The 25,729-nt window shown below is 58.7% G+C and carries 23 protein-coding genes; 5 read left to right on the top strand and 18 right to left on the bottom strand.

Annotated features, from left to right (window positions below; genetic code table 11):
* Window positions 1–201: 201 nt before the first annotated feature.
* Entirely contained in the window at window positions 202–1,659 is a 1,458-nt protein-coding gene (gndA, locus tag HMPREF2943_RS01855) for an NADP-dependent phosphogluconate dehydrogenase (RefSeq protein ID WP_070710636.1), read from the bottom strand.
* Between the two features lie 43 nt (window positions 1,660–1,702).
* On the opposite strand from gndA, the gene HMPREF2943_RS01850 reads away from it, so the two are divergent.
* Window positions 1,703–2,149, top strand: a complete 447-nt coding sequence (locus HMPREF2943_RS01850) for a PaaI family thioesterase (protein ID WP_070710635.1) — start codon at window positions 1,703–1,705, stop codon at window positions 2,147–2,149.
* Window positions 2,150–2,152: 3 nt separating this feature from the next.
* Here the strand turns inward: HMPREF2943_RS01850 and corA are convergent, their stop codons facing one another.
* Window positions 2,153–3,226 carry a magnesium/cobalt transporter CorA gene (gene corA / locus HMPREF2943_RS01845; RefSeq protein ID WP_070643624.1) on the bottom strand — a complete coding sequence of 358 codons (1,074 nt, stop codon included), beginning with the start codon at window positions 3,224–3,226 and terminating at the stop codon, window positions 2,153–2,155.
* 83 nt (window positions 3,227–3,309) lie between these two features.
* Here corA and HMPREF2943_RS01840 point away from each other — a divergent pair, with 83 nt between their 5' ends.
* Window positions 3,310–3,912 (top strand): class I SAM-dependent methyltransferase, encoded by a 603-nt coding sequence (locus HMPREF2943_RS01840; protein ID WP_070643622.1) that lies wholly within the window; start codon window positions 3,310–3,312, stop codon window positions 3,910–3,912.
* Here HMPREF2943_RS01840 and thiD read toward each other — a convergent pair.
* Complete coding sequence (thiD, locus tag HMPREF2943_RS01835) at window positions 3,909–4,745, bottom strand: bifunctional hydroxymethylpyrimidine kinase/phosphomethylpyrimidine kinase (protein WP_070643619.1); 837 nt, start codon at window positions 4,743–4,745, stop codon at window positions 3,909–3,911. The two genes, HMPREF2943_RS01840 and thiD, sit on opposite strands and share 4 nt — an antisense overlap.
* 98 nt (window positions 4,746–4,843) lie before the next feature.
* On the bottom strand, window positions 4,844–6,187 hold the full coding sequence (locus tag HMPREF2943_RS01830; protein WP_070643616.1) for an NAD(P)/FAD-dependent oxidoreductase: 1,344 nt from the start codon (window positions 6,185–6,187) through the stop codon (window positions 4,844–4,846).
* Between the two features lie 186 nt (window positions 6,188–6,373).
* Between HMPREF2943_RS01830 and HMPREF2943_RS01825 the strand changes: the two genes are divergently transcribed.
* On the top strand, window positions 6,374–7,666 hold the full coding sequence (locus HMPREF2943_RS01825) for a class I SAM-dependent methyltransferase (protein WP_070710634.1): 1,293 nt from the start codon (window positions 6,374–6,376) through the stop codon (window positions 7,664–7,666).
* Between the two features lie 12 nt (window positions 7,667–7,678).
* On the opposite strand, the gene HMPREF2943_RS01820 is transcribed toward HMPREF2943_RS01825, so the two are convergent.
* Complete coding sequence (locus HMPREF2943_RS01820) at window positions 7,679–10,600, bottom strand: FAD-binding and (Fe-S)-binding domain-containing protein (protein ID WP_070710633.1); 2,922 nt, start codon at window positions 10,598–10,600, stop codon at window positions 7,679–7,681.
* A 109-nt stretch (window positions 10,601–10,709) separates the two neighbouring features.
* On the opposite strand from HMPREF2943_RS01820, the gene HMPREF2943_RS01815 reads away from it, so the two are divergent.
* The gene (locus HMPREF2943_RS01815) at window positions 10,710–11,687 is read left to right on the top strand and encodes a bile acid:sodium symporter family protein (RefSeq protein ID WP_070643609.1); all 978 of its coding nucleotides are present in this window, start codon (window positions 10,710–10,712) and stop codon (window positions 11,685–11,687) included.
* Window positions 11,688–11,894: 207 nt separating this feature from the next.
* Here the strand turns inward: HMPREF2943_RS01815 and HMPREF2943_RS01810 are convergent, their stop codons facing one another.
* From HMPREF2943_RS01810 to HMPREF2943_RS01800, 4 genes are all read right to left on the bottom strand, one after another.
* On the bottom strand, window positions 11,895–13,265 hold the full coding sequence (locus HMPREF2943_RS01810; RefSeq protein WP_070710632.1) for an MFS transporter: 1,371 nt from the start codon (window positions 13,263–13,265) through the stop codon (window positions 11,895–11,897).
* A gap of 629 nt (window positions 13,266–13,894) precedes the next feature.
* Window positions 13,895–14,059, bottom strand: coding sequence for a hypothetical protein (locus HMPREF2943_RS12455; protein WP_168166175.1), 165 nt, complete (start codon window positions 14,057–14,059; stop codon window positions 13,895–13,897).
* Window positions 14,060–14,071: 12 nt separating this feature from the next.
* The gene (locus tag HMPREF2943_RS01805) at window positions 14,072–14,773 is read right to left on the bottom strand and encodes a YceI family protein (protein ID WP_070710631.1); all 702 of its coding nucleotides are present in this window, start codon (window positions 14,771–14,773) and stop codon (window positions 14,072–14,074) included.
* A 3-nt stretch (window positions 14,774–14,776) separates the two neighbouring features.
* A complete protein-coding gene (locus tag HMPREF2943_RS01800; protein ID WP_070643601.1) occupies window positions 14,777–15,136 on the bottom strand; it encodes a hypothetical protein in 360 nt (119 codons plus the stop codon).
* 135 nt (window positions 15,137–15,271) lie between these two features.
* On the opposite strand from HMPREF2943_RS01800, the gene HMPREF2943_RS01795 reads away from it, so the two are divergent.
* The gene (locus HMPREF2943_RS01795; RefSeq protein ID WP_010186588.1) at window positions 15,272–15,655 is read left to right on the top strand and encodes an RNA polymerase-binding protein RbpA; all 384 of its coding nucleotides are present in this window, start codon (window positions 15,272–15,274) and stop codon (window positions 15,653–15,655) included.
* A gap of 102 nt (window positions 15,656–15,757) precedes the next feature.
* Here the strand turns inward: HMPREF2943_RS01795 and musI are convergent, their stop codons facing one another.
* From musI to HMPREF2943_RS01750, 9 genes are all read right to left on the bottom strand, one after another.
* Window positions 15,758–16,399, bottom strand: a complete 642-nt coding sequence (gene musI / locus HMPREF2943_RS01790; RefSeq protein ID WP_070511924.1) for an ABC transport system MusEFGK2I component MusI — start codon at window positions 16,397–16,399, stop codon at window positions 15,758–15,760.
* 24 nt (window positions 16,400–16,423) lie between these two features.
* Window positions 16,424–17,338 (bottom strand): carbohydrate ABC transporter permease, encoded by a 915-nt coding sequence (locus HMPREF2943_RS01785; protein ID WP_070710630.1) that lies wholly within the window; start codon window positions 17,336–17,338, stop codon window positions 16,424–16,426.
* A 3-nt stretch (window positions 17,339–17,341) separates the two neighbouring features.
* On the bottom strand, window positions 17,342–18,187 hold the full coding sequence (locus HMPREF2943_RS01780) for a carbohydrate ABC transporter permease (protein WP_070710629.1): 846 nt from the start codon (window positions 18,185–18,187) through the stop codon (window positions 17,342–17,344).
* Window positions 18,188–18,375: 188 nt separating this feature from the next.
* Window positions 18,376–19,707, bottom strand: coding sequence for an ABC transporter substrate-binding protein (locus tag HMPREF2943_RS01775; RefSeq protein ID WP_070511914.1), 1,332 nt, complete (start codon window positions 19,705–19,707; stop codon window positions 18,376–18,378).
* A 365-nt stretch (window positions 19,708–20,072) separates the two neighbouring features.
* Window positions 20,073–21,317 (bottom strand): DUF4032 domain-containing protein, encoded by a 1,245-nt coding sequence (locus tag HMPREF2943_RS01770; protein ID WP_070511911.1) that lies wholly within the window; start codon window positions 21,315–21,317, stop codon window positions 20,073–20,075.
* An 82-nt stretch (window positions 21,318–21,399) separates the two neighbouring features.
* Window positions 21,400–22,530 (bottom strand): ABC transporter ATP-binding protein, encoded by a 1,131-nt coding sequence (locus HMPREF2943_RS01765; RefSeq protein ID WP_070643590.1) that lies wholly within the window; start codon window positions 22,528–22,530, stop codon window positions 21,400–21,402.
* A 205-nt stretch (window positions 22,531–22,735) separates the two neighbouring features.
* Window positions 22,736–23,611: a polyprenol monophosphomannose synthase gene (locus HMPREF2943_RS01760; RefSeq protein ID WP_070643588.1), complete on the bottom strand. Its 876-nt coding sequence runs from the start codon at window positions 23,609–23,611 to the stop codon at window positions 22,736–22,738.
* Window positions 23,612–23,639: 28 nt separating this feature from the next.
* On the bottom strand, window positions 23,640–25,127 hold the full coding sequence (gene lnt / locus HMPREF2943_RS01755; protein ID WP_070710628.1) for an apolipoprotein N-acyltransferase: 1,488 nt from the start codon (window positions 25,125–25,127) through the stop codon (window positions 23,640–23,642).
* Window positions 25,127–25,708, bottom strand: coding sequence for an FxsA family protein (locus tag HMPREF2943_RS01750; protein WP_070710627.1), 582 nt, complete (start codon window positions 25,706–25,708; stop codon window positions 25,127–25,129). Before HMPREF2943_RS01750 ends, lnt begins: the two co-directional genes overlap by 1 nt.
* Window positions 25,709–25,729 lie beyond the last annotated feature (21 nt).

The following is a 25,729-nucleotide window of genomic DNA, read 5'->3' as shown; positions in this document are numbered from 1 at the left end:
GCTGGGTGAACGGTGGCTGCGGACAGGGGGTGGCTGGGTGAACGGTGGCTGCGGGCGAGAGGATGTGAGCCATGGCTGGAACGGCGGCGTGTGGCGCCTAGGAGCGCTCCGCAGGAACGGTGAGGGGGCGCAGCCGGAGAAGGGAGAATACGTTCGGCGGAACAGATATAAGAAAAGCCCCTCGGGGGAGGGGCTTGGCGGCTACATTTCGGTCAGGGAGCGGTCACCTGACCATTCGATGTGGAATGTGCCGTCCCGGTCCACACGCTTGAAGGTGTGGGCGCCGAAGAAATCGCGCTGGCCCTGGATTAGAGCAGCAGGGAGGCGCTCGGCTCGCAAGCTGTCGTAGTAGGAGAGGGAAGAGGCAAACACCGGAACCGGCAGGCCCAGCTGCGTTGCAGCAACGACGACGCGGCGCCACGGGTCGATGAGGTTCTCCAGCTCGCCCTTGAAATACGGGTCCAAAATCAAGGCAGACAGGTCGGCATTGTTGTCGTAGGCCTCACGGATGCGGTCGAGGAACTTCGCACGAATGATGCAACCACCGCGCCAGATTGTAGCCAAGTCACGTGGGTCCACGTTCCAGCCGAACTCCTCGGAGCCAGCCTTGATCTCATCGAAGCCCTGAGAGTAGGCAATGAGCTTTGCGGCATACAGTGCACGGCGAACGTCTTCGACGAACTCGGCCTTATCTACGTTGAGCTCGGTAATGGTTCCGGAGGGCAGCTGGCCCTCCTGGGCAGCTGCACGCTGAGCGGTGGCAGAGGAGAGCGCACGCGCGAACACCGATTCCGCAATGCCGGTGATCGGCACGCCCAGCTCGAGGCCATTAATGGCGGTCCAACGGCCGGTGCCCTTCTGGCCGGCGGCGTCCACGATGACGTCGACAAGCGGGGCACCTGTCTCCGGATCCTTTTGTGCCAGCACTTCGGCGGTGATCTCAATGAGGTAGGAGTCCAGGTCGCCGGCGTTCCACTCGCGGAAAACCTCAGCGATTTCAGCTGGTTCCATGCCTGCACCATAACGAAGCAGCTGGTATGCCTCACCGATAACCTGCATGTCGGCGTATTCGATGCCGTTGTGCACCATCTTGACAAAGTGACCCGCGCCATCCGGTCCAATGTGGGTCACACATGGCGTTCCGTCCACTTCTGCTGCGATCGATTCAAGGATTGGACCCAGGGTCTCCCAAGACTCTGCTGGGCCGCCAGGCATGATGGACGGGCCATTGAGCGCGCCTTCCTCACCACCGGAAATTCCCGCTCCGACGAAGTGACGGCCCTTAGCCGCCACCTCCTTCTCACGGCGAATGGTGTCCGTGAATAAGGCGTTGCCGCCATCAATAATAATGTCGCCCTCATCCATCGTCTCGGTGAGCTGATTGATGACGGCGTCGGTAGCCGCGCCAGCCTGCACCATGATGATTGCCTTGCGGGGGCGCTCGAGGGAGGCAACGAAATCTTCGACAGTTTCGGACGGGATGAAGGTACCTTCATCACCGTGCTCACTGATGAGTGCGCGGGTCTTTTCCGGACTGCGGTTGTAGACCGCGACGGTATTTCCGTTTCGGGCAAAGTTACGCGCGAGGTTGGAGCCCATTACAGCGAGGCCCACAACGCCAATCTGAGCAAGATCTGTCTTTTCAGCAGTTTGAGTCATGTCCACCATCCTACGTCACCGATATCCACTAACCTGGTGTGGCATGAAACACTCTGAAATCTTTGAAAAGTTTGTCGCGGTATCCCAAACACGGCCGCTCAAGGCCGAGGAACTTGACCTCATCAACTCTCACCCACAGGGGCTTGCCGGGCTCATCGGACTGCGCTTCACACACATCTCGGCTGATGAGATTCGCTCCGAGGTCGACGTCGTTCCAGACCACCACCAGCCGTGGGGCGTGGCGAATGGCGGGCTTTTCTGCACGATTACGGAGTCCACTGCATCTGTCGGCAGCCTCATTCTCGCGGGCAAGCCGGTTGTCGGCGTGAACAACAACACAGACTTCCTTAAACCGGTAGCCGAAGGCACCGTCAGCGCCGTCGCTACGCCGCTGTACAAGGGCCGCCGCACGCAGCTGTGGGAAGTAAAAATCAGCCAGGGCGATGTACTTCTCGCTGCTTCCACACTGCGCACCATGGTGGTGCAGTAGCCCCTACAGCCAGTTATTGCGCCGGAACCACCACCACATTCCGGCCACGACCAAGACCATGAGGCCAATTGCCCCGTAATAGCCCCAAGGAAAATGCAGCTCCGGCATGACATCAAAGTTCATACCGTAGATACCCGCCACGAGCGTGGGAGCGGCCCACATGCCAACCACCGCAGAGATCGTGCGCATGTCGGAGTTTTGCTGCATGTTGATTTTGGCGACGGAGGCGTCGATAAGCGAGGTCAAGCGCTCGTCAAAGCCCGCCACCTGGTCTTGAACGACGAGCTGGTGATCGTTGACATCGCGCAGATAGGAGCGAATCGTCTTCGGAATGAGATCCTTGTGGTCTGCGACCATCGCCCGCAAAGCCGGCGAGAGCGGCACGATCGCGTGCTTCATCTCCAGAATCTCTCGCTTAAACATGTAGATACGGTCAATGTTGGGCAGCGAATTCGGGGTGAAGATTTCTTCTTCTAGTTCGTCGACCTCGATGGCGATGAGGCGGCAGATCTCCGAATAGCGGTCCACCATCATGTCCAGAATCTTCCACGCGAGCGATATGGGGCCCTGCTCAACTAGGTCCTGTTCATCCTGAATCACGTAGGCTAAGTTGGGCAGCTTCGCTGAGTGACGGACCGTGATAATGAATGTGTCGCCGATGATCATCTGAATTTCACCCGTGGAGATGATCTGGCGCTTATCGGCAACTTCATCGTGGTCGCGGTAGTTCACTGACCGTGCCACCACGAAGAGCTGGTCATCGTAGCGCTCTAATTTTGGGCGCTGGTGGGCCTGGACCGTGTCTTCAACGATGAGTTCGTGGATGCGGAACTCAGCCGCCACCTTCGTCATCTGGGACTCTAAGGGCTCATGCAGGCCTACCCACACGAAGCCGCGGCCGTATTCTTCCACGGTTTGCAGCGCGCTGTGCGGGGTGAACTCACCGGGCAGTGCCTCGCCGTCGATGAACACTCGGCAGTGCTCAATGGCGCGCTCGACAGGCACAGAAAAACTCGGCGAATTATTGTCCGAAGTGTTTTTCTTGCGTGGCTTGAATGGTGACGGTACAGATGGCATCGTGTCTCAGCCTCCTTCGCTTCGTATAGGCGTTTTATAAGAGCGGCTAAATCTTACACCTCTAAAGGCCTATACTCGTTGTCATGCCTACCTGGAAAGAAGTAACTGCAGCGAATCCCGCCCATTCCCACAACTTTGCACGGAAATGGAAGACGCTACGGGCCCAGGGCAAGGATATCGATGGGGAAGCCCGGCTTATCGACGCCATGAGTGAACGCCACTCCCGCGTTCTCGACGCCGGCTGCGGTTCCGGACGTCTTGGCGGTGAGTTGGTAAAACGCGGGCATACCGTCGTGGGCGTGGATGTCGATCCCATCTTGATCGAACATGCGGTCAACGATTATCCGGAGGCCCGCTGGGAGGTAGGTGATCTTTCCGAGGAGGAAATCCCCGAGAATAACTTCGACATCGCCGTGGCTGCGGGCAACGTCATGACTTTCATTGCTACCGAAGGGCGTGAGGCGGCCTTGCGCAATGTGTTTAACGCGCTACGCCCCGGCGGCCGCTTCGTCGTCGGTTTTGGTGAGGGCCGCGGCTGGGGCTTTGAGGACTTCCTCGACCTCGCTCGCTCACTGGGTTATCGGGTCGATTTCATCTTTGCATCCTGGGACATGAAGGTCTTTAAGGAGAATTCCACCTTCATGGTGGCCGTGCTTACCCGCCCAGGCGCCGATCTGCTGGGCTAACTTTGTGCCTCCGCGGCGAGGCGCCGGAGCCGGTGGCCGTGGTCAACAGGGCCGTGTCCGTGCCCGACGTGGAGCGCATCCGCATGCACGATCGCCTCGTGGAGCCATTCAGTTGCCCATACCAGTGCCTCGTCGAGGGATTGACCCGCGCCCAAACGCGCCGCTAGGGCAGAGGACAGAGAGCAGCCGGTGCCGTGCGTGTTCTTCGTATCAATCCGCGGGCAGGGCACGCGCGTGATTTCGCCGGAAGGGCTTACGGTCGCGTTATCGGCCTGAGCACCATCGAGGTGCCCGCCTTTGACTACGACCCACGTGTCGTTCTCGTGGGCCCACTTGGTTGCAACAGAAAGAGCATCATCAAAGGTGCGCGGTTCTGCTACGCCCGCGAGGACTGCAAGCTCCGGCAGGTTGGGGGTGACCACTGTCGCGCGGCAAGCCAGCTCACGTACTGCGCGTTCCGCCTCCGGTTCGAGCAGGCGGTCACCGCTGGAGGCGACCATGACCGGATCGCAGACCACCGGCACACCCGCGGGGAGGGAAGCAATGAAGTCGCTCACCGCTTCGGTAATGGCAACAGAGCCCAGCATGCCGATCTTGACGGCGTCGATAGTCACGTCGTCCTTGACACTTTCCAGCTGTTCGCGCAAAAAGTCCACCGGTGGGGTGTGGATAGCGCGCACGCCCTGCGTATTCTGCGCCACCAGGGCGGTCACCACGGCCATGCCGTAGGCCCCAGCGGCCTCAAAAGACTTGAGGTCGGCGTGAATACCAGCGCCGCCCGTGGGATCGGTGCCGGCAATGCTGAGGACACGAGGCAGCGCAGGTTGGCTCACGGTTTTCTCCTTAAGCTAGGCTGTTCTTCCCTCTACCGTACATGGGCAAAGAGAAAGGAGAGAGGATATATCCTCTCTCCTTAAAAGACGCGTAAGACCTAGTGGAGGTCGCGGTCAATCACGTTGCGAGCAACGCGCTGCTGCTGGGTGATCTCCAGATTGCCGCGGTCGCGCGAGAAGGCGTTGAGCAGCCAGTGCAGCGCAACGAGGGTGCGGCTGCGGAAGCCAACGATGTAGAAGATGTGCAGACCAAGCCAGGAAATCCAAGCCGGGAAACCAGCGAACTCAGTCTTGCCCAGCTTGACCACTGCGTTGAAGCGGGAAATGACGGCCATGGAGCCCTTGTCGAAGTACTCAAACGGCTCGGCCTCGTTAGCGGTGGACTCTTCATCAATCTTGGCCTCGATGAGCTTGCCCACGTGGTTGCCACCTTGGATGGCCACCTGGGCCACACCCGGAAGGCGGTTGAGGGAAATCATGTCGCCGACGATGTAGACGTTCTTGTACTCACCAACCGTGAGGTCCTCGTTGACAGAGACACGGCCGGCACGGTCCGCCTCCACACCTGCCTGGTCAGCGATAAGCTTGCCCAACGGGGAAGCAGCGACACCTGCGGACCAGATCTTGGTCGCGGCCTCGATGCTGACCTCTTCCTCAGTCTTCATGTTCTTGTAGGTGACGGCGTCAGCGGTGACGTCGGTGACCATGGCGTTGAGGCGCACGTCAACGCCCAGCTTCTCCAAGGTGCGCTGAGCCTTGCGGCCGAGGCGCTTGCCAAAGGGCGGAAGAACCTGCGGGGCACCATCCAGCAGGTAAATCTTGGCGGAGGAAGAACCGAAGTTGGAGTATTCGCCAGCAAACGTACGCTGTGCCAGCTCAGCAATCTGGCCGGTGAGCTCAACACCAGTCGGGCCAGCTCCGACGATGACGAAGGTCAGCAGCTTCTCACGCTTGGCAGGATCTTCTTCCAACTCAGCCTTCTCGAAGGCGGAGATGATGCGGGAGCGGATCTCGAAGGCGTCGTCAAGCGTCTTCATGCCCGGTGCGTGCTCGGCAAAGTGGTCGTTGCCGAAGTAGGATTGACCAGCGCCGGCGGCGACGATGAGGGAGTCGTAGCCGTAGGTGCGAACCGCGCCGTCAAGTTCTGCGGTGACGGTCTGATCCTTGATGTTGACGTCGGTAACCTCACCGTTGACGAAGTTGACGTTGTCCTGGTGGCGCAGGATCTGACGCGTGGACGGGGCGATCTCACCGGCGGAGATGACGCCGGTGGCGACCTGGTAAAGCATCGGCTGGAAGAGGTGGTGGTTCTTCTTGTCGATCAGGGTGATCTCAACATCCGCGTCCTTGAGCTTCTTAACGGCGTTGATGCCGCCGAAGCCGGCACCGATAACAACGACGTGGTGGCGGCCGTTACTAGGACGGTAGGGGGTGTGCGCCATGGTGATTGAATACCTTCCTTAAGAAAGCTAGATTATTTTACCCGAGTTAGTCTAAACCTTTCTAGCGGTACATGCATACTTTATGGGTTATTAACTGGCTTTTTAGGCCGCGCCTCCACCTGTTCGTGGCCCGCCCGTTTTAGTCTAAGAAAATACGTGTGTGCGATGAGGAAGGCTGGCTAGAGCGTGTATTCCCACTTGGCTTCGATTGACGCTGCGGCGTGGCCGGGCGTGGCCACCGTCCCTTCTTCACGCCTGCTGCGTTTCAAAAGCGACCGGTCGGAGGCGGAATTTGCGCAGGCGTGTTCCAAAGCTGGGGTCGAGTTGGACGGCGAGGACCCAGATCTAGCCGTGCTTCACGACGCCCTCTTCTCCCGCATCGCCGATTCAGGCTGGCTGGGCTTGGTCGAGTCTTATATGGCAGGGGAGTGGACGACGCCCGATTCCGATCGTTTGGTCAAAGTTCTCGTGCGGCTCCTGGGGGTGGGCTACCGGCCGAAGGCGAAAGAGCTTGCGGTGGAGACTTCGAGCCCGGGCGAGCTGCCTCTTGATGTGGTGAAACTGTATGCGGGTGATTCCCTCAGCCATTCGGGCGGCATCTTTGCTAGCGGCGTTCCCACAACGGTGCGTGAAGCGGTGCGCAGCTATAGTGCGCGGGTGGGGAGCAAAGAACCCAAAGAGCACTTCGTCGATGTGACAAGTGTGACCGAGCCGACGCACACCGACCGTGAGGACTTGGGCGATGCGCAGCGCCGCGCTGCACAGTGGCTTCTCGACGCCACCCGCACCGGCGCCGGCACACATCTTCTGGTTTATCCGGCGACTGGTCTGCAGGTAGCAATTCAAGCCGTTGCCCGGCGCGCCACCGTTGACGTCCTTACAGGGGATGCTGAGCAGCAAGCGCTGTTCGACGAACAACTACTCCTTGAGGGAGCCGCTGATTCTGTCCATGTGCAGGGCATCGAAACGGCGTTGCCCAATCCGAAGCAGTGGCGCGGGCGCTATGACGCGATAGTGAGCGTGGAGAAGCTAGAGACGCTATCGGCTCCCGAGCGCCGGCGCTATGTGCAGATGCTGGATCGCTCGCTGGTCAGCGGTGGGCGAGTGGCCATGGGATCGCTCTTTGCTACCGAGGCGATGACTCCGGCCGCCCAGTCCGCGATTCAGGTTCTGCGAGCTTATATATGGCCTGGCCTGGATTACCCGACGCTGGAGGAGACCCACCGACTCTTCGATAGGCGCTCCAACCTGCGCATCATCGCTCAGACCCACACCGGAACCCACTACCTGGAAACGCTTCGTTACCAGCGCAGCTTCTTCGACGGGCGGCACCGCGAAGCTGCGGCAGCGGGCTTCGACCAGGTTTTCCGCCGCCTTTGGACGTTCCAGTTTGCTCTCCGCGAGGCGCTGCTCACCTTAGGGATGCTGGATGCGGTGCACGTGGTGGCGACCCACCGCAACCGCGGGGGTCGCCGTTAAGCGTCACCTCTTCTAGGGCGTGACGACCGGACGGGAGGCCCGTTCCAACAGCACTGCGATTGATTCATAGGTCCGTCCGGAGATCATCTCCAGGCCCATCTCGCAGGTGCGGTTATCGGAGACGAAGGCGTCGAAGTGTTCCGTGTCGAGAGAAACGCGCTCCTCGCGTGTGGCGGACTCGACGAGCTCCGGGTGCAGCATGACACGGTCACCGGCGGAGCCACAGCACATCGCGCCCTCCGGGACTTTGGCAGAGCCGCAGAGGTTTGCCAGGTCAACGAGCGCTTGGCTCATGCCCATGTGGTCAGTCGAGCAGGTTGGGTGTACGGCGATGCTGCCCATGTTTTTCACGATGGGCAGGTGTGGGGCGATTTCATCGCGCAGCCATTCCACGACATCGAGGATGCGCAGATCCTCCCAAAGCTTGCGGTCAGCAGGGGAGAGCACCTCAGGAACGGAATCTAGCAACCCGTGGGTGCAGCTGGCAGCATCGACCACGATGGGCAGCTGGCCGTGTTCCGACCAATGCCAGAGGTCGCGCACGATCTTTTGAGCCTGGTACTCAAATCCTTCCTTGTAGCCCTTGGACGACCACGGTGTACCACAGCAATCGCCCGCGACGTCCTCCGGAATCCACACTGGCTGGCCAGCGCGGCGTCCTAGTTCCACGATGGCGCGCGGGAGGTCGACTGAATCCTTGGCCGCGCCGGCTGGGCGGCCGAAGATGCGGTTGATGCAGGCAGGGAAGTAGAGTGCGCCAGCGCCCTCGCGCGGGGTTTCCGGCAGACGCGATGCGGCCTTCGGAAGCGGCCCCGGGACGGTGGGCAGCAAGTCGGGAGCTACCACGTTGCGAGCCATGTTGGCGCCCAGCTCGAGGGGCTTGTGGGGAATCTTGTTGGCGGAGATGATGCCAGCGCGGGCAAGCTTTTCCACCAGTTCCCAGCGCTGCGCCGTCGTCAGTGCCACCTTCTCGCGGGCCGGGGTAGCCTGTTGCGCGCGCAGCTGCTTCATGACCGCACCTGTATCGATGCTAATCGGGCAGGGGATAGAACAGGTGCCGTCTGCGGCGCACATGTCGACTGCGTCGTACTGGTACTCCTTCTGTAGCTGCGCCAGCACCTCCGAGCCTTCTTGCTGCCGGGCCATCTCGCGGCGCAGCACGATGCGCTGGCGTGGGGTCACCGTGGCGTGGCGCGAGGGGCAGACAGGCTCGCAGAAGCCGCACTCCACACACGGGTTGATTTCATTCTCGACCTTCGGGAAGGACTTGAAGTTGCGCAGGTGGATGGTTTGGTCGCGTGTAAGCTTCACGTTCGGCGCCAGGATGCCCTTGGGATCGATCATGTTCTTGACTTCCCAGAACAGCTCGAAGGCCTCTGTGCCCCACTCGTGCTCCAGGAAGGGAGCCATGTTTACGCCGGTGCCGTGCTCGGCCTTCATTGAGCCCTGGTACTTATCAATGACCAGCTCGGCCAGATCATCCAAGAACGCGGCATAGGACTCGCGCTCTTCCTCGACATCAAAACGCGGGGTGAAGAAGAAGTGCAGGTTGCCAAAAGCAGCGTGCCCCATGACGGATTCCGGGTAGCCGTACTTAGCCTGCAAGTCCAACAGGTCTGCTGCGGCTTCGCCAACCTGAGAGGGCGGGAAGCAGACATCCTCGGTGATGTACGCCGTGCCGTTCGGGCGGTCTGCGCCCAGCAGGCCATAGAGGCCGTTGCGCAGCTCCCACGCACCGCGCATACCTTCCGCGGTGGTGAGGAATTCGAGGGGGCGGAGTAGTGGGGCGTCGGCAAGCACGGTGCGTAGGCGATCCATGGCCTTGTCCAAATCTGCCTCGTCGCTGCCGCCCACCTCGACGAGAAGTGCCGCGGCATCATCATCAAGGTTGCGCCAGGATTCCGGCGCATGCGCATAGTGCTCGGCGGAGCGGCGCATCACGGGGGCGACGAGAAGCTCGCAGGCTTCCGCGCCGGTTTCCATGATGGGGTGCACGTAGTTTGCGGCATCACGCAGGTTGGGCAGCTCGACCCACGTCGTGGCCTTCACACGCGGTAGCTTCACCGTGCGGATGACGGATTCCGTGATGGCGCCGAAGATGCCCTCGGAACCGATGAGCAGGCGCTTGAGGATGTGCACGGGTTCGTCTTCATCGAGGAAGGCGTCAATTCGCAGCCCATTGGTGTTGCGGATGGAGAACTTCGTGCGCAGGAAGTCCACCATCTCGGTATTAGCGCGCAGCTTGTCGCGGAAGGCCAGTAGATCGGCGTGGAGCTTTGGCTCCTGCTTGCGGAAGGCCTCGTCCCCACGGGACGTATCCACGATGGTGCCCGAAGGTAGGACGAAGATGAGCTCTTCAATGCTGTGGTAGCTATCGCGCTCTAAAGAGCAGCGCATGCCGCCGGAGTTATCGGCCAGCACGCCACCGATGGTGCACACGGACGTGGATCCCGGGTCCGGCCCCAGCATGAAGCCGTGGCGGGAGAGTACCGCCTGGGCATCGCCCAAGATGACGCCGGGGCGGGACCACAGCTTGCGGCCTTCTTCGCGCACCTCCATGCCGCCGAAGTGGGTTTTGACATCGACGAGGATGTCATCGCCCATGGCCTGGCCGTTCAGCGACGTTCCTGCTGCGCGGAAGGTCATGTGGCGATCGTGAGTATCGCAGTACTTCATCAGCGCAGCGAGGTCCGTGGCGTTGCGCGGGGAGACCACGATGTTCGGGATGGAGCGGTAAGGGCCGGCATCAGAGGAGAAGCGCACGAGGTCGCTGAGACGTCCGTGCACGTTCTCGTGACCAACGATGGCTTCCATGTCCGCCACCAGCTCGGCGGGGGAGCCGTTCTTGTAGTGTGCAGAAACCGCGTCGGCCTGGCTCGTGGTGCCGGCTGGGCGGGAGAAACGAGAGGAATCGGGGCTTAAAAGCTTGGACATATTTCTAATCTATCGCGTGACAGTAAATCTGGACCAAAACGGGTACGTGAGGTTCATCATATGGGATACTCAATTCATCTAGTGAGACATACTCTGGAAAGGAAACACCATGACGAACCCGCGTACAGAGGGGGAGACCGGCGAGAAACTCGCCGTCTACATCTTTCCCATCGTTATTATTGCCTGCGCCATTGTCGCCTTTGTGAGTCCCAGTACCTTTGAACCGGTGGGGCAGTACACCTCGCAGTTGCTCATGGTCATCATGTTTTCCATGGGCCTTACCCTGACTATTCCGGACCTGGCCCTAGTGGCGAAGCGCCCGCTGCCCATCTTCTTGGGCGTTATTTGTCAATTTGCCATCATGCCGACGAGTGCTGTGCTCGTGGCGAAAATGCTAGGGCTTTCCGACGCCGCCACTGTCGGCCTCATCCTCCTCGGGTCTGTGCCCGGCGGTACTGCCTCCAATGTGATGGCTTACCTGGCTAAGGGCGATGTAGCGTTGTCGGTGGCGATGACTTCGGTGTCAACCCTCGTCTCGCCGATCATGACGCCGGTGCTCATGCTGTGGTTGGCGGGACAAACCGCAGAGGTTGACGGTGCCGGCATGGTGTGGTCGCTGGTCCAGACCGTCCTCATTCCGGTGGGCCTGGGCCTGTTGCTGCGCGTGATTGCTACTAAAGCTGTGGACAAGGTTCTGCCGGCCTTGCCGTGGGTGGCCATCGCTGGCATCGGCGGCGTGGTCATGGCGGTGGTGTCAAAGTCCCAGGACAAGCTCGTGACCGTGGGGCTCGTGGTATTCGTGGGCGTGGCTATCCAGAATCTCATCGGATTTCTTTTCGGCTACTATCTGGCGAAAATTGCTCGCCAGCGCGAGGCAGCGGCACGCACCACGGCAATTGAAGTGGCGACCCAGAACTCCGGTCTGGCCTCGGCATTGGCGCTGCAGTTCTTCACTCCGGAGGCGGCGATTCCGGGTGTGGTCGCCGCGGTGTGGGCAAATATTACTGGTGCGCTCTTCTCCGCCATCGTGCGCCGTAAACCCATCGAGGAAGATGCGAAGGCTGCTGAAGCTGCTGTTACTGCGTAGTTTCTAGGCAGGCTGAGTAGATTAAGGGCTCGTGATAGGTGGTTGGCACTTTTGGCAGCAGTGGGGCACAACCACCCATGAATGGCGCCCGCAGGCGGTGTCAGGTGAAGCGTGACGTGAGTAGAGCCCGCAACGCCGCAATAAAAATCTCCCCGACCTTGGTGCTTCAGACCAGAAAGAGTCGGGGAGATGTTTGTATTTAAAGACCTAAACCTGGGACAGGTCCTGATCCTTTAGCTCCTGCATCATGAGGATGGCGATGAGGGAGATGAAGCAAACGATAACCAGGTAGTAGCCCACGTAGCTCACGTTGTATGTGCTTACGAGCCACGTTGCGATGAACGGGGCCACGGCGGCGCCGAGGATAGAGGACACGTTGTACGCGATGCCGGAGCCGGTGTAGCGCACGTTGGTGGGGAAGAGCTCTGGGAGAACGGCGGACATAGGGCCGAAGATGAGGCCCATGATGAACATGCCAACGACCAGGAACCCAAGGACGGAGTTGCGGTCAGCGTGCGCAATGCCCAAGAAGTACGGGAAGCTGAAGCCGAAGGCAATCATGATAAGCGAGGTTATGGTCAAGATCGGCTTGCGTCCGTACTTGTCCGAGAGCATGGAGGACACCGGAATGCCGATGATGAACATGAAGATAGAGATCAGTTGGATCTCCAGGAACTCCAGGTAGGGGATGCCCAAACCCAGCTCCTTGGTCTTATCGCCAATACCGTAGGAAAGGATCCAGGTGGTGACCAGGTAAAATAGGGTGTAGCAAGAGACCATCACGAAGGTACCAATGATCATCGGCTTCCATGCTGTGCGGAAAGCCTCCACCATAGGGGTCTTGACCTTCTTGCCTTCATCAACGGCCTGCTGGAAAACCGGTGTTTCTTCCAGGCGCAAGCGGACGTAGAGACCGATGAGCACCATCACAGCAGAGGCGAGGAAGGGCAGGCGCCAGCCCCATTCCATGAAGGTGCCGGTGGTATCGCCGCGCGAGTAATCCATGGTGGCTACGAGCGTCAGGAAGAAGCCATTGGCCAGTAGGAAGCCGAAGGGTGCGCCAAACTGCGGCCACATGGCGGCAAAAGCTCGTTTACCTTCCTTCGCGGTCTCGGAGGCCAGCAAAGCTGCACCGGACCATTCGCCGCCCAGGCCCAAACCTTGGCAGAAGCGCATCAGGGCCAGCAGGGCCGGCGCGATAATGCCTGCGGTTTGGTAGGTAGGCAGGATACCAATGATAAAGGTGGCAATGCCCATCGTCAGGAGTGCGCCAACGAGCGTGGCTTTGCGGCCGATGCGATCGCCGAAGTGCCCAAAGAGCAGTGAGCCCAGTGGTCGAGCGATAAAGGCAAGGCCGAAGGTTGCAAAGGACTGCAGCAGGGCAACGGTCGGATCCTCAGTCTTCGGGAAGAAGAGGAAAGGAAAGACGGCTACGGCTGCCGTGGCATAAATGTAGAAATCATAGAACTCGATGGTCGTGCCAATAGTTGAAGCCACGGCCACACGCACACGGTCACGTTTGGTGAGCTGCTGTGCTGGGGCCGCTACTTTTGGCGGTGTTGTGCTGACGGCGGTCATGTGAGAGGCGCCCTCCTTGATTATTTCGATAGGACGATTGGTTGTGAGGGAAACACTACCGTCCCACGCAATGAAATGAAAGTCTCAATGGGTGAAAAATTCCTCTTGGGTAAGTTTTTGCATTGGGCGGGAAGTGGGCGCGTCGATTATTTGACATAATGTACATTATCGGACAATAGTTAAAGTAGTGGGCCAAGCGTGGTCTTTTAGCTAAACCTGGCCGGGGCCAGTGCGGGCCTTGACCGTGAGGTGTCGGTGGCCGTGGATTGTTGTGGCGCTGTGACGGGTGTGCTGTCCCCATCTTGCCGCCGTTCGGTGCTTAGGTGTCGAGACGTCCGCCTTGCAGTTTCTGGAATGCTTACCGTTCCTATATTGCGCTGTTGTTGTGGCATGACACTTTTCTGCTGATGCGCGGCTTCCTGCTTTCGTCAGCTTCCGGGCAGTCCATTTGCGTGCTCTTTATTGGCCTCAAGCAATGCACTGTACGCGTACGGGGGTAACCGCTGACGGCTCGTGACGTTCCCAATTTGCATCCCCTGTTTGCCGCGCGGCAGAGTCCCCTTATCGCCCAAATATAGTCACAGTTACGTAATTGGCCTATGTTCCTGTGGCTGTACCGAGTGCGAGTTTTAGCGCTGACGGTAGGCGATCACCAGCTGTACCGCCGTAAGGACTACGAGTAGCACTGAGAAGGCAGCGAGGAGCTTCATGGCTTGGGTCCAAATGAAGATGCCGAATCCTGCTAGCACGACGAGCCGCACCCACAAGACTGGAATGAGATAGCGAGGATTCATAAGGAACCGTAGCTATTTCTTCTCAAAAGTTACGCGGACATTGATCTCGCCGGTTTCCGAGATTCGTGCGGCGATCATCTCTGGAGTCTCAATTCCGTAGTCGAGACGGTTAACCGGAATATCGCCGCCCAGGATGATGGTGTCACCATCGCGGACCACCTGGAAGTCCTGCGTCACGCTCTTGGTTTGACCGTGGATGGTGAGGTCACCTGTGAGTGGGATGGTAACCAGTGAGCCGTCGTCAGGCACGGCGGAGACATCAGCCGGCTCGGTCAACGTAAAGGTGGATTCTGGATACTTTGAGACCTCAAAGAGCTTCGTCTTCATGTTTTGGTCGCGCACCTTTTTATCCGTGGTCAAGGAGGACATGTCCACGGCGATGCGTGCCTTCTCGACGATGCTGTGCTGAATGGTAGCCTGCCCGGTGACGTGCTTGGTGGAACCAGACGTCGTGCGCTTATCTGCCGGGAGGATTTCGTCGATAGTAAACCCTGCTGAGGTGTGGTTATGTGCCGAACCTTGCGCCACCTGCCATTCGCCGTCGATGTCCGTTGTTGCGGCTTGGACCTTATCCGCGTTGATCGGCTCGGTCTGGACGCCACGGCCCATGATCAAAGAGAACGCTAGCGGTCCAAGGGCCAGTGCCGTTGAGGCCACAATCAGGATCACGAAGATGCTGACAATCAGTTTGCGGTTGCCTAGTACAGATTTCATGTGCTATCTCAATTCCTCAAGCTTGCGAGCCAATGTGACCAGTTCGGCACACAGTTCTTCCATTTCTTCAGCGCTGGCGCTTTCCGACGCCGCCGTGGCGACGTCCTCGGCACAGCATCGAAGCTCGAAGAGGCCGTCACGAAGTCGGTCGGCCTTCTCCGGAGTCAAGATGACAGCGTTGGCTGGAATAGGCGTCCCTGCGACGTTGTGGCGCTGTTCGTACGCGCGTTGCTTGCACGAGGGCGAGCAAAACTTGCGAGGCCTTCCTCGGCCGCCCTGGGCGATCTCTTTGCCGCACCACTGGCAGGTAGCCGAGCCGCGCCTTGTTGGCTTTCCGGGCTGCGGATCCTGTGTACCAATCACCTCACACACCTTAGCCCATTAAACCGAGGGTGGGAACAAAGGCAGTGGGGCGTTCGTTATAATGATTGTTCTCTGGGTGATATGGGTCGACCCTGATCACTTCCCTACCTCAACACGTGAAAAGGATGATGTTGCATGGCAGATCGCGTACTCCGTGGCAGCCGCATGGGCGCAGTGAGTTACGAAACCGACCGCGACCACGACTTGGCCCCACGCCAAATGGTGAAGTACCGCACCGAAGACGGCGACATCTATGAGGTGCCCTTCGCTGACGATGCGGAGATCCCCGAGGAGTGGATGTGTAAGAACGGAAAACTCGGCACCCTGGTTGAAGGCGAAGGCGTCGAGTCCAAGCCCGTGAAGCCACCGCGGACCCACTGGGACATGCTGCGCGAGCGCCGCTCCATTGAGGAGTTGGATGAACTTTTGACCGAGCGCATTGAGAATCTTCGTTCTCGTCGTCGCGCGGCCGCCCGTCTGCTCAAGGAACAGAAGGCGCAGGAAGAAGGCGAAGCTTAGAGGGCTTCTAGGAAGCCCACAAAGACCACAGGGTAGCGGATCCACGATGACGTGGATACCGCTACCCTATTTTCGGCTTTAGGCCAGCTGGCGCGCACCGCGTTAGGAAGAAGAGCTATCGGGTGATTGCGAATTGAGTTCGGGCCATTGCAGCACTAGCTCGGCGAGATAGACCGCGAGAGCTGGGCCCAGCACCGCGAGGAAGAACAGGTAGCCTCCCCACTGCGCTGGGAAAAAGACGGGATACAGAACAAGCACTATGCCAGGCAATACTGCCAATAGAGTACGCGGTAGGTGCCCTACCGCCTTCATTATGGCCTGTGTGCTTCTTTGACGGAATCCGAGCCCCGGTGCATCGAGATGGAAGAACCATACGCTGACACAGCCCAATACGATAAGCCCCGAGATCAAGGCTGCGCGCAGTATCAGGCCCATTGAACCCAGATCTGCCTTGGCAATAATGGCGAATTCATACGCGGCCAAGGCGGCGACGGCGAGGCAAATCAACCACCATGCAGTGTTGACCCCGGGACGCGTCAGAAGGCCCCGAACGAAGGCTGAGCCGCGGCGAGAACCTTCCTCCCGGACCATCTGCCCGGTCACCGCATGGGCGGTGCGCAAGGACATTCCCCCGGTGAACACGGGAAAGCACGTGATCACCAAGAGAACATTCACGATGACTAGGTCAGCGAAGAGGCTCAGAGCAGCATAGAACTTTGATTCGGGGCCGAGCATGCGATTCATGGTTTTCTAACCTATCGCACCGGTTTAACCCTTCACGGCACCGGCAGCCACACCTTCGATGATGTGCTTCTGCGTGGAGAAGTAGAAGATGACGATGGGGATGATAGCCAGTACCAGCATGGCCATCATGGCACCCATATCGCGGTTACCGTTGGAGCCAACGAAGGACTGGATGACCACCGGGATGGTCTTGTATCGCGTGGACAGACCGATGACCAAGTACGGCAGCAGGTAGTCGTTCCACACCCACATGGCGTTGAGAATGGCCACGGTAATGGCAGTCGGCTTGAGCATGGGCCACACCACACGGAAGTAGTTTTGGATCGGCCCACAACCGTCGATCATCGCGGCTTCCTCGACATCCAGAGGGATGGACTTGACGAAGCCCGCAAACATGAACACCGACAGACCGGAACCGAAACCGAGGTAAAGCACCACGATACCGATCGGGTTGTTGAGGTGAAGCATGTCTGCAATCTTGACCGTCGGGAACATGACCATCTGGAAGGGGATGATCATGGAGACCACGAAGAGGTAGTATAGAAGGTTTGTCCACCACGTCTTGACGCGCGTGATGTAGTAGGCGGTCATCGCGGAGAAGAACACGATGACGATGACGGACAGGATCGTGATGATGAAGGACCACAAGGTCGCTTCCAAGAATCCCTGCTTGGTCAAGCCCACCATGAAGTTCTCGAAGCCGACCCAGGTTTCACCGATGGGAAGCGAGAAAGGATCGGAGGAGATAGCGAACTTGGACTTAAAGGAGTTGATGAAGATGAAGAGGATCGGCCCAAGGAAGACGATGGTGAAGAACACCAGAATGGCGTAGACCACGAACTTGGCGCCGCCAGACATCCGAGTCTTATTATCCGAGGGAAGCTGGTGATCCTTCTTCTTCGAGGCCGGAACGGCCTGCACTGAAGTGCTGGTAGTCATAACTTAAGCCTCGATTTCCTTGGAGCGGGTCGCGCGCAGCTGGAAGTAAGCGATGACGACCACAACGACGACGAAGATGACAGCCTTGGCCTGGCCGACCCCCTCGACATTCATACGGTTAAAGAGCGTGTTGACGATGTTGAGCGCCACCATCTCAGTTTGCCCGCCAGGAGCGCCGTTGGTCAGCGCCAAGTTCTGGTCGAAGAGCTTGAAGGAGTTCGACAAAGTCAGGAAGAGGCAGATGGTAATCGACGGCATGACCATCGGAATAGTGACGTGGCGCAGCATCTCCCACTTATTGACACCGTCGAGCTCGGCAGCCTCGATGAGCTCGGGCGGGACGTTCTGGAGGCCGGCGATATAAATGATCATCATATAGCCGATCAGCTGCCAGTTAAGCAGCATGATGAGGCCGGCGTAGCCAAACTTCCAGTCCGCACTAATCGTTGTGGAATAGTGCGAGAGCACGGCGTTGATCATGGTCTGCCAGGTATAACCCAGCACGATGCCGCCGATGAGGTTCGGCATGAAGAAGACTGTGCGGAAAAAATTGGTACCGCGGAGTTTGCGAGTAAGCATCCACGCCAAGAGGAAGGCGAAGACGTTGACGGTGATCACGGAAACGATGACCACGAGGACGGTGAAACCGAAGGCGGAGATGAAACCTTCGCGTTGGGAGAAAGCTTTGACGTAGTTGTCGATGCCAACCCATCTGGCGTTGGTGATGGTGGTGAACTTCGTAAATGAGAGGAAGAAACCCACGATGAACGGCACCAAGAAGGCAATCATGAATGCCAGAAGGGTGGGCAAGACAAAGACTGGGAAATACTTCTTCAGCGTTGCTTGCATGGTGGTGAAACCTTAACTTCAGGTGGTGCCACACGTTTCCCAGCGGGAAGGCGGCGAGGAGAAGAGGCTGAGGATGCGGAGAACCAGTCGCGCACGTGCCACCGGCGTGGGCCACAATCCTCACCTACTCCCCTCCCCGCCCTCCAATGCCGGAAGACGTTTGGCGAGGGGATTGGGACTTTAAAGATTTAGCCCCAGTTAGATTCCTTCTCAGCAGCCCAGTTGTCCTTGAACTGCTTGACGACGTCCTCCCACTTCAGCGTTCCGGAGGCGTATTGCGACAAGGCCTGGCCGAAGTCATCCTTGAATTGCTGCGACGGGAAGTACTGGAAATTCCACGGGTAGGTGGTCAGATCCTCGTTAGCGATAGCTTCCGCGACCTGCTCAGCAAGGGGATCATTCGGGGTGTCTTCAGCGGTGTAGCTTTCGAACGGTGCGATGAAGCCCAGGTCCTTCACCACGTGCTCCTTGCCAGCATCAGAGGTAAACAGCCAATCTACGAAGTCCTTAGTGGCTTGCTGGTCGACCTCAGAGGCCTCAGAGTTCACGCCCAAGTAGTTCTCGGTGCCGACGTTGATGCCGTACTTTTCTTCGTCTGGCAGACCCATGTACATGGGCAAGAACTTGATCTTGTCTTCCTTGACCACGTTGCCAGAGGTCTCGGAAATCTGGGACCATGCCCAGTTACCGTTCTGAACCATGGCGGCCTTACCCTGCGCAAACTCAGCCATGGAATCAGACACCGTCTTAGAAGGTGCAAGAGACTTTTCTACGGTGGAGTTATCAAGGTAGAGGTCGAAGAGATTCTTGTACTCCTTGTTGTAGGAGAACTCGATATCGTTGGTGTCCTCGACGTTCTTGTCCTGGTACTCCTGCCAGATCGGAGCGTTAGCCAAGTGGGTCTGCCAACGCCAGTCTTCACCGGAGGTCAGTGAGGTGGAGGCGAAGGCGCCCTCGATACCGAGCTCGTCCTTCTTTGCCTGCATATCCTCGGCGACTTCCTTGAGCTTTTGGTAGCTCTTGATTTCATCCGTGGACTTGATCTTCGCGCCGGAGGTGGCGATGTACTTGTCGAAGATCTCGTCGTTGTAGATGATGCCGAAGCCTTCGACGGCGAACGGGACGCCGCGTACCTCTCCGTCCTCGGTGGTTAGCGGTGGGATGTCGTCGGTGAGCTGCTTAGCTACCTCAGTGTCCGACATATCCGCCATGTAGTCTTGCCAGGTGATGAAGCCAGCAGGTCCGTTGACCTGGAAGAGAGTCGGGGCTTCATCCTTACCGATTTCCGCCTTGAGGGTCTGCTCATAAGAGCCGGAGGCGGCGGTAACGACCTTGACCTTGACACCGGTTTCTTCAGTGTAGGCCTTTGCGATTTCCTGGTATGCCGCGTCCTGTTCAGGCTTGAAGTTCAGGAAGTAAACATCGCCTTCCTCGTCGGTGGAGCCTGAGCATGCGACGAGACTTGCGGCGGCGAGCATGGATGCCATGCTGATGGATGCGATGCGAGTAAGACGCTTCATGAGGTCCTCATCTTTCTTGATGAAAAGCGGGATGGTGGGCCAGGGATAGATACCCGGCTCGTATTCGGTTGTGTCTGGGAGACCTCCCGTAACGAAGGCTTCTTCCCAGCGCCACCAAGTGCTTCATAGCGGATCGCAGTCCGACTATGAACTGGTTAGCCTGCCCTCCATCTTAGTGAGGTAGTCCACATATTCAAAAGAATTCGGACATAAAACACCCGATTGTGACCATATCCATATTCGGGCATGGAAACCCTCCCCATTTATGGGGCAATCGGGCTTAAAACTTACAAAAACATATAAAAAGCAGTTGAAAAAGTCTGGTTGGATTTGAGATTGCGGGCGTTGTTGGGACACGCGAGAGGTTATGACAAGTCTTCGTCTGCCGGGGGCGTGTTGAGGAGCCGGGCCTCAGCACGGCGGGCTGGTAGTACAGACGCCAGATAGGATGCCGTGGCCTCCGCGAGCGTGACGGCCTCTCCCCTTTCCTGGGCGAGGAACCAACGGTGATCGACTATCTCGTGGAAGATTTGTGCCGGCTCAAGCTTGTCTAGCATCTCTTCGGGCACGGCAGCGATAGTCGGCTCATACTCATGCGTCATCCACAAGTGCGCGGCCTGGGTAAGGCCGACGTGAGGCCCACATTCCACGGCCTGGTAGGCCTGGATGGAGCCCAGAAGGCGTTGGGCTTGATGCTCTTCGACGCTGAGTCCAGTTAAGCTCAACAGCTCTGCACGATAGTGACCCGGATCCACCACTACGGGCCGGATTCGTACTACCTGCCGAGAATCGTCCTTGGTTACCTTGAGCTCCCCTACATCAAAGCCCAGTTGGTTGAGGCGGTCGATTCTCTCGGAGACGCGCCAGTACTCACTGGCATCCACGGCCTCCTCAGCGGTGAGTTCTGTCCACAGCTCAAGATAGGAACTCTCGACAAGGCTGCCTAGTGCAATGACATCGATAGACCCATCCAAGCATTCACCCGCCTGTAGGTCCATGAGCTCGCCGATGATGTTGACGCGGGCAATGTCGACGTCGTAAAGCCTGCGTGATTCAGAGAGATTGGGTTGGAACTCGCCCGTCTCGGCATCGACAAGATAGGCGGAATAGGTCTCAGCATCGCGCCGAAAGAGAGTGTTGGACAGTGACACATCGCCCCAGTAGAAGTTGAGCAGATGCATCCGCACCAACAGCACGGACAGGGCGCGGATGAGCTTCTCCGCTTCCACGACCGTGAGGTGCCGAGAGAAGATCTCGCGATAGGGCAGGGAGAACTCCAAGTGCTCGGTCACCAAAGCTGCGGTGAGTTCCCCGTAGTCTTCCTCTGCCGGATGGCGGCCGGTGATCACGGCTACGGGGCGCACACTAGGGGCGCCAAGGCGCTGCAGTTCACGCAGCATCTTGTACTCGTGGTGGGCGGTACGCGCACCAATTTCTTTGACCGCGACGATGCCACGGTTGATCCCCACGAACCGCACGATATGCCGGGAAATACCCCTGGGCAATGCGGCGATGAGAGCATCGGGCCACTGCTCTAATGGTGTGTCCCAGGGCAGCGTCAGCAGTGCCGACGCGTACGTCGACGAGGTGATGCTCATGGACTCTTTCATGGTGAATCACTCCACCTTTTCTGCTGACTATGGCTGAAACTGTCCTATTCATTACGTGCCGCGGGGCAGCCGGCACGGGGGCTTAAGGAAGGCGCTTGCCGGTCGACGCCGAGAAGTTGTGCTGGCCACCCTCCACGATGCGCGCGTGGAAAATGCTGCCCGGAGCCGGCGCGGTGTTCGGCGCAGCGCGGACGACGATTTGGCCGGACTCGGGGACGTCCTCGCTTGAGGATCCAAGGTCGCCCTCGCCCACCAACTTGCCGTAGAGGAAGGAATCAGAACCAAGTTCCTCCACGAAGTCGAGCTTGATCGGGATGGAAAGATCTGTGGACTCGCCCTCCGGAATGATCTCCAGTGCCTCCGGGCGGAAACCGATGGTGATGCGGTCATTATCCTCGGGCGTCATCGCGGCAAGGGTTTCCGGGGAAAGCTCGATGCGAGCGTGGCCAGAGGTGGCGTCACCATCCTTGACTGAGAAGGTGCCCAAGTTCATGGCTGGGGAGCCGATGAAGCCCGCGACGAAGACGTTGGCGGGGCGGTCATAAAGCTCGCGGGGCGCGCCAACCTGCTGCAGGTAGCCATCCTTCAGCACCGCGATACGGTCACCCATGGTCAAGGCCTCCGTCTGGTCGTGGGTGACGTAGACGGTGGTAACTCCAAGCTTGCGCTGCAGGGCTGCAATCTGGGTACGCGTCTGAACACGCAGCTTGGCATCGAGGTTAGAAAGCGGCTCATCCATGAGGAAGACCTGCGGGTTACGAACAATGGCGCGGCCCATGGCCACACGCTGGCGCTGACCACCGGACAGGGCCTTCGGCTTGCGCTCCAAGAATTCGGTCAGGCCCAAGGTAGCGGCTGCTTCGTCGACGCGCTTATTGATCTCGTCTTGGGACTTGCCGGCGATCTTCAGTGCGAAGCCCATGTTCTCGCGCACGGTCATGTGTGGGTAGAGAGCATAGTTCTGGAAAACCATGGCGATGTCACGGTCACGCGGTGCAACGTGGGTGACGTCCTTGTCTCCGATGTAAATGGCACCGTCAGTAACGTTTTCCAAACCGGCCAGCATGCGCAGTGTGGTGGATTTACCACAGCCGGAAGGACCGACGAGGACGAGGAACTCGCCATCAGCGATTTCCAGGTTGAATTTCTTGACGGTGGGTTCCTTTGCTCCCGGGTAGGTCAGGGATGCATCTTTGAACGTTACGGTTGCCATAGCAAAATCTCCTCCATCGACAGGTACGTGCCGAACGATCCGTAGTGTGAGAAACAGTGAAGTAAATCACTGTGCACCAGCTACAGTGCTACTTATGACATTAGCACTAGCACTGGTAACTACGGCAAAAGCCCGGAAACCATAACGGGCTTCCGGGCTGGTTCTTATTCCTTACGCGCGTGTATGAGGCGCCATGAGCATCAAATTAACGCTTGAGGGTGCCTTTCACCAGGTTGGAGACTTCGGAAACAAAGTCGGCCACGGCATTCTTTGCCGTGTTGACCTTCGGGCCAAGCTCCAGGTCCTTGACCGTGCGGGAGCCGATCTTCGAAACCTCCGAGGTGAAATCGCTGATCTGCTCGGAGCGGTGAGCCACGCCCCACTTGGTTACTTCGAGCAGGGAATCCTTGACAAAGGAGCCGTCCAGCTTGGATTCGCCAAGCTCGCGCTCGGTAAAGGTGATCGGAACCTCGCGGACATCGAAGCCATCCTTGATGGCGCGGAAGGCAACGTCCACCTGGAAGATGTATCCGGCGTTGGAGAGCTCTTCAAAGTCGAGGTGTTCAAGCAGCTCGCGCCGGAAAGCACGGTAGCCAGCAGTCATGTCATTGATTCCGGCACCCAGGGCAACCGAAATGTACTTGTTGCCCAAGCGGGAAAGCAGCTCGCGGTTGGCAGGCCAGTTCACTGTCTCTCCGCCCGGTACGTAGCGAGAGCCAATGACCAGATCTGCGCCCTTCTCGATTTCCTCAAGCAAGAGGTGGAGCTGCTCCGGCGCGTGGGAGCCGTCGGCGTCCATTTCGCACAGAACCTGGTAATCCTTCTCCAGTCCCCACTCGAAGCCGGCGATATAAGCGCCAAGAAGGCCACCCTTGCCTTCACGGTGTAGAACGTGCAGGTGAGAATCCTCAGCGGCCAGCTTGTCTGCGGCCTCTCCGGTGCCATCCGGGGAATTATCGTCCACGATCAGGATGTGAACCTCGGGAGTGGCCTTGCGCACGCGGCCGGTGATCAGCGGCAGGTTCTCAATCTCGTTGTAGGTGGGGATGATGACCAGAGTAGATTCGTGGGTCGAGCTCACTAGTTCCTTGCTCCTTTAGGTTTCTGCTTTAAGACGCGCTGCGTCGTCCGGACAAGCGGGTGGAATAGATCGCAAACAGCGCGCAGACCGTTCCAATAATAGTCATGAGCCACTGCAGGAGCGAACCATAACGCACCGCAAATGTACGCCCTTCTCGCAGCGGAAGTTCCTCTTCGAGATAAGCCGGTTCAAAGATACCGCTGTCTTGGCTCACTGAACCATCGGGGTGCACGATGGCTGAGACTCCAGATGTGGCGGCCACAACCACGGCTCGGTCCGCTTCTATCGCGCGCAGGCGGCTCATGGCCAGCTGCTGGTAGGTCATGTCAGAATCGCTGAACGTGGCGTTATTTGTCGGCGTCGTGAGAATCTGTGCGCCGTTATCGATTGCCGTTCGGAACGCCTGGTCAAAGCTGACCTCATAGCACGTAGCAACGCCCACTGCAGTCCCGGCCATGGTCACCACGCCTGACCCGTCACCGGGCTTCATATCGCCCGCTAGGTCTACCAGATCAGTGATCTTCCTAAAGAATTCGCGCATCGGCATCGTCTCGCCAAAGGGCTGCAAGTACTTCTTGTAGTGGTGTTGCCCCACCGAGCCGTCCGGGTTGAATACCTGCATAGTATTGCGCGCGCCGACTTTGTCTCGGGTGAGAGTTCCGACCAAGATGGGGGCGTCGATGTCGTGGGCGGCGCCGTCGATAAGCGCCCGTGCGTCCTCGTTGGCAAAAGGATTGATGTCGGAGGAGTTCTCAGGCCAAATGACGATGTCTGGCTCAGCGCCATCCTGGGCTGCCTGCTCAGTGACGCGGACGTGGTTATCCAACACTGCGCGGCGTTGCGCTGCAAAGTCAAGGCCCAGCCGCGGGACGTTTCCCTGGACGGCGGCTACCGTGACCGTGCCTGTGGTGTGGTTCGGTCGATTCACGCCTTGCGCTGCGATGAGCCCTGCAAGAAGCGGCACCGCCAGCAAGGCACAGGCCAACCGTGGTGCGCGCGTAAGGCCCACCACACCCGCGGCGACGCAGACGACCGCAAAGCTAATGAGCGCAGGCCCACCCCATGGGGCAAGGTTGGCAAGCGGCCCTTCAATCTGTCCCCACGCCAGACGTACCCAGGCAAACCCCCCAAAGGGCACGGAGGAGCGCAGCATTTCCACCGCCACATAAAAGAAGGGAAAAAGTGCGAAGCCATAATTCAGGCGCAGCAACGCTGCCCCGCCGACGCCGAGGAGGATGCTGTACAAGGACAGGAAGATAGCGAGCGCAATATAGGGCATGTTGCCCACGAGCTCACCAATCCACGGCAGGGTGAATAGATACAAGACAGCGCTATGGACCACAGCGATGAGCGCCGCCCACCCTAAATGCAGGGGCTTTCGCCAAGGAGATAACGCAGCCACCAACATGGCCACCCCAATGATTCCCGCAGCCCACCAGCCGCGCGGCTCCACCGACAGATACGTGACCGCGCCCGAAAGAGCTGCGAGGACAAGCCGGGCACACACAGCGAGCACTATTTATTTCCGTCCTCAAAGTCTTCGGGCTTGACGTGTTGGGTCCATGTGCGGATTTCATCTTCATCGAGGACTTCGTGCGTTTGGTCCGCTTGTCCCCTGCTTCCCATGGCGCTGCCGGCAGCGCCCGCACCGAAGTTTCCAAAGGATCCATAGGAGTCGCGGTGCTGCGCCATGGGTGAGGCCTCGTAAACGCGCACGCCCATGTCTTCGATTTTCCGGAACATCGACGCAGCAAGAAGCGTGCGGATGATGGAACGCGTTGGCGCAAAAATGAGCAGAACCCCGATGATCGTGGAGACGAAGCCGGGCAGCGAAAGCAGGATTCCGCCCACCATAGTCAGGCCGACGTTGCCGGCTGTTTTACCTGGAGTGGGATCCTCCATTACATAGACTCCGTCTTCGGTTTGGCGGATGCGGCTGACCATCATGCGGCGAACTTCCCAGCTGGCTATCGTCATACCGAAGAGCATGGTCAGCGCCAAAGCGAGCAGCGCCCACAGCACACCAATCCACTCGGCAACTGCCCAGAAAGCCAGGGTTTCGAGGAGGATGTACGCGATGAACAGAAGAAACGGCATGCAGCCCACCATACTTGCTGG

Source organism: Corynebacterium sp. HMSC072D12 (genome assembly GCF_001813925.1).
GTDB classification, from domain to species: domain Bacteria; phylum Actinomycetota; class Actinomycetes; order Mycobacteriales; family Mycobacteriaceae; genus Corynebacterium; species Corynebacterium aurimucosum.
Note: the sequence above shows the minus strand (reverse complement) of the source record. Positions and strands in the feature narration are given on the sequence as shown.

What these genes read in the sequence shown, in the direction of transcription:
- gndA (WP_070710636.1), bottom strand. Translation starts at nt 1,659, where the DNA reads ATGACTCAAACTGCTGAAAAGACAGATCTTGCTCAGATTGGCGTTGTG.
- HMPREF2943_RS01850 (WP_070710635.1), top strand. Translation starts at nt 1,703, where the DNA reads ATGAAACACTCTGAAATCTTTGAAAAGTTTGTCGCGGTATCCCAAACA.
- corA (WP_070643624.1), bottom strand. Translation starts at nt 3,226, where the DNA reads ATGCCATCTGTACCGTCACCATTCAAGCCACGCAAGAAAAACACTTCG.
- HMPREF2943_RS01840 (WP_070643622.1), top strand. Translation starts at nt 3,310, where the DNA reads ATGCCTACCTGGAAAGAAGTAACTGCAGCGAATCCCGCCCATTCCCAC.
- HMPREF2943_RS01830 (WP_070643616.1), bottom strand. Translation starts at nt 6,187, where the DNA reads ATGGCGCACACCCCCTACCGTCCTAGTAACGGCCGCCACCACGTCGTT.
- HMPREF2943_RS01820 (WP_070710633.1), bottom strand. Translation starts at nt 10,600, where the DNA reads ATGTCCAAGCTTTTAAGCCCCGATTCCTCTCGTTTCTCCCGCCCAGCC.
- HMPREF2943_RS01815 (WP_070643609.1), top strand. Translation starts at nt 10,710, where the DNA reads ATGACGAACCCGCGTACAGAGGGGGAGACCGGCGAGAAACTCGCCGTC.
- HMPREF2943_RS01810 (WP_070710632.1), bottom strand. Translation starts at nt 13,265, where the DNA reads ATGACCGCCGTCAGCACAACACCGCCAAAAGTAGCGGCCCCAGCACAG.
- HMPREF2943_RS12455 (WP_168166175.1), bottom strand. Translation starts at nt 14,059, where the DNA reads ATGAATCCTCGCTATCTCATTCCAGTCTTGTGGGTGCGGCTCGTCGTG.
- HMPREF2943_RS01805 (WP_070710631.1), bottom strand. Translation starts at nt 14,773, where the DNA reads ATGAAATCTGTACTAGGCAACCGCAAACTGATTGTCAGCATCTTCGTG.
- HMPREF2943_RS01795 (WP_010186588.1), top strand. Translation starts at nt 15,272, where the DNA reads ATGGCAGATCGCGTACTCCGTGGCAGCCGCATGGGCGCAGTGAGTTAC.
- musI (WP_070511924.1), bottom strand. Translation starts at nt 16,399, where the DNA reads ATGAATCGCATGCTCGGCCCCGAATCAAAGTTCTATGCTGCTCTGAGC.
- HMPREF2943_RS01785 (WP_070710630.1), bottom strand. Translation starts at nt 17,338, where the DNA reads ATGACTACCAGCACTTCAGTGCAGGCCGTTCCGGCCTCGAAGAAGAAG.
- HMPREF2943_RS01780 (WP_070710629.1), bottom strand. Translation starts at nt 18,187, where the DNA reads ATGCAAGCAACGCTGAAGAAGTATTTCCCAGTCTTTGTCTTGCCCACC.
- HMPREF2943_RS01775 (WP_070511914.1), bottom strand. Translation starts at nt 19,707, where the DNA reads ATGAAGCGTCTTACTCGCATCGCATCCATCAGCATGGCATCCATGCTC.
- HMPREF2943_RS01770 (WP_070511911.1), bottom strand. Translation starts at nt 21,317, where the DNA reads ATGAAAGAGTCCATGAGCATCACCTCGTCGACGTACGCGTCGGCACTG.
- HMPREF2943_RS01765 (WP_070643590.1), bottom strand. Translation starts at nt 22,530, where the DNA reads ATGGCAACCGTAACGTTCAAAGATGCATCCCTGACCTACCCGGGAGCA.
- HMPREF2943_RS01750 (WP_070710627.1), bottom strand. Translation starts at nt 25,708, where the DNA reads ATGCCGTTTCTTCTGTTCATCGCGTACATCCTCCTCGAAACCCTGGCT.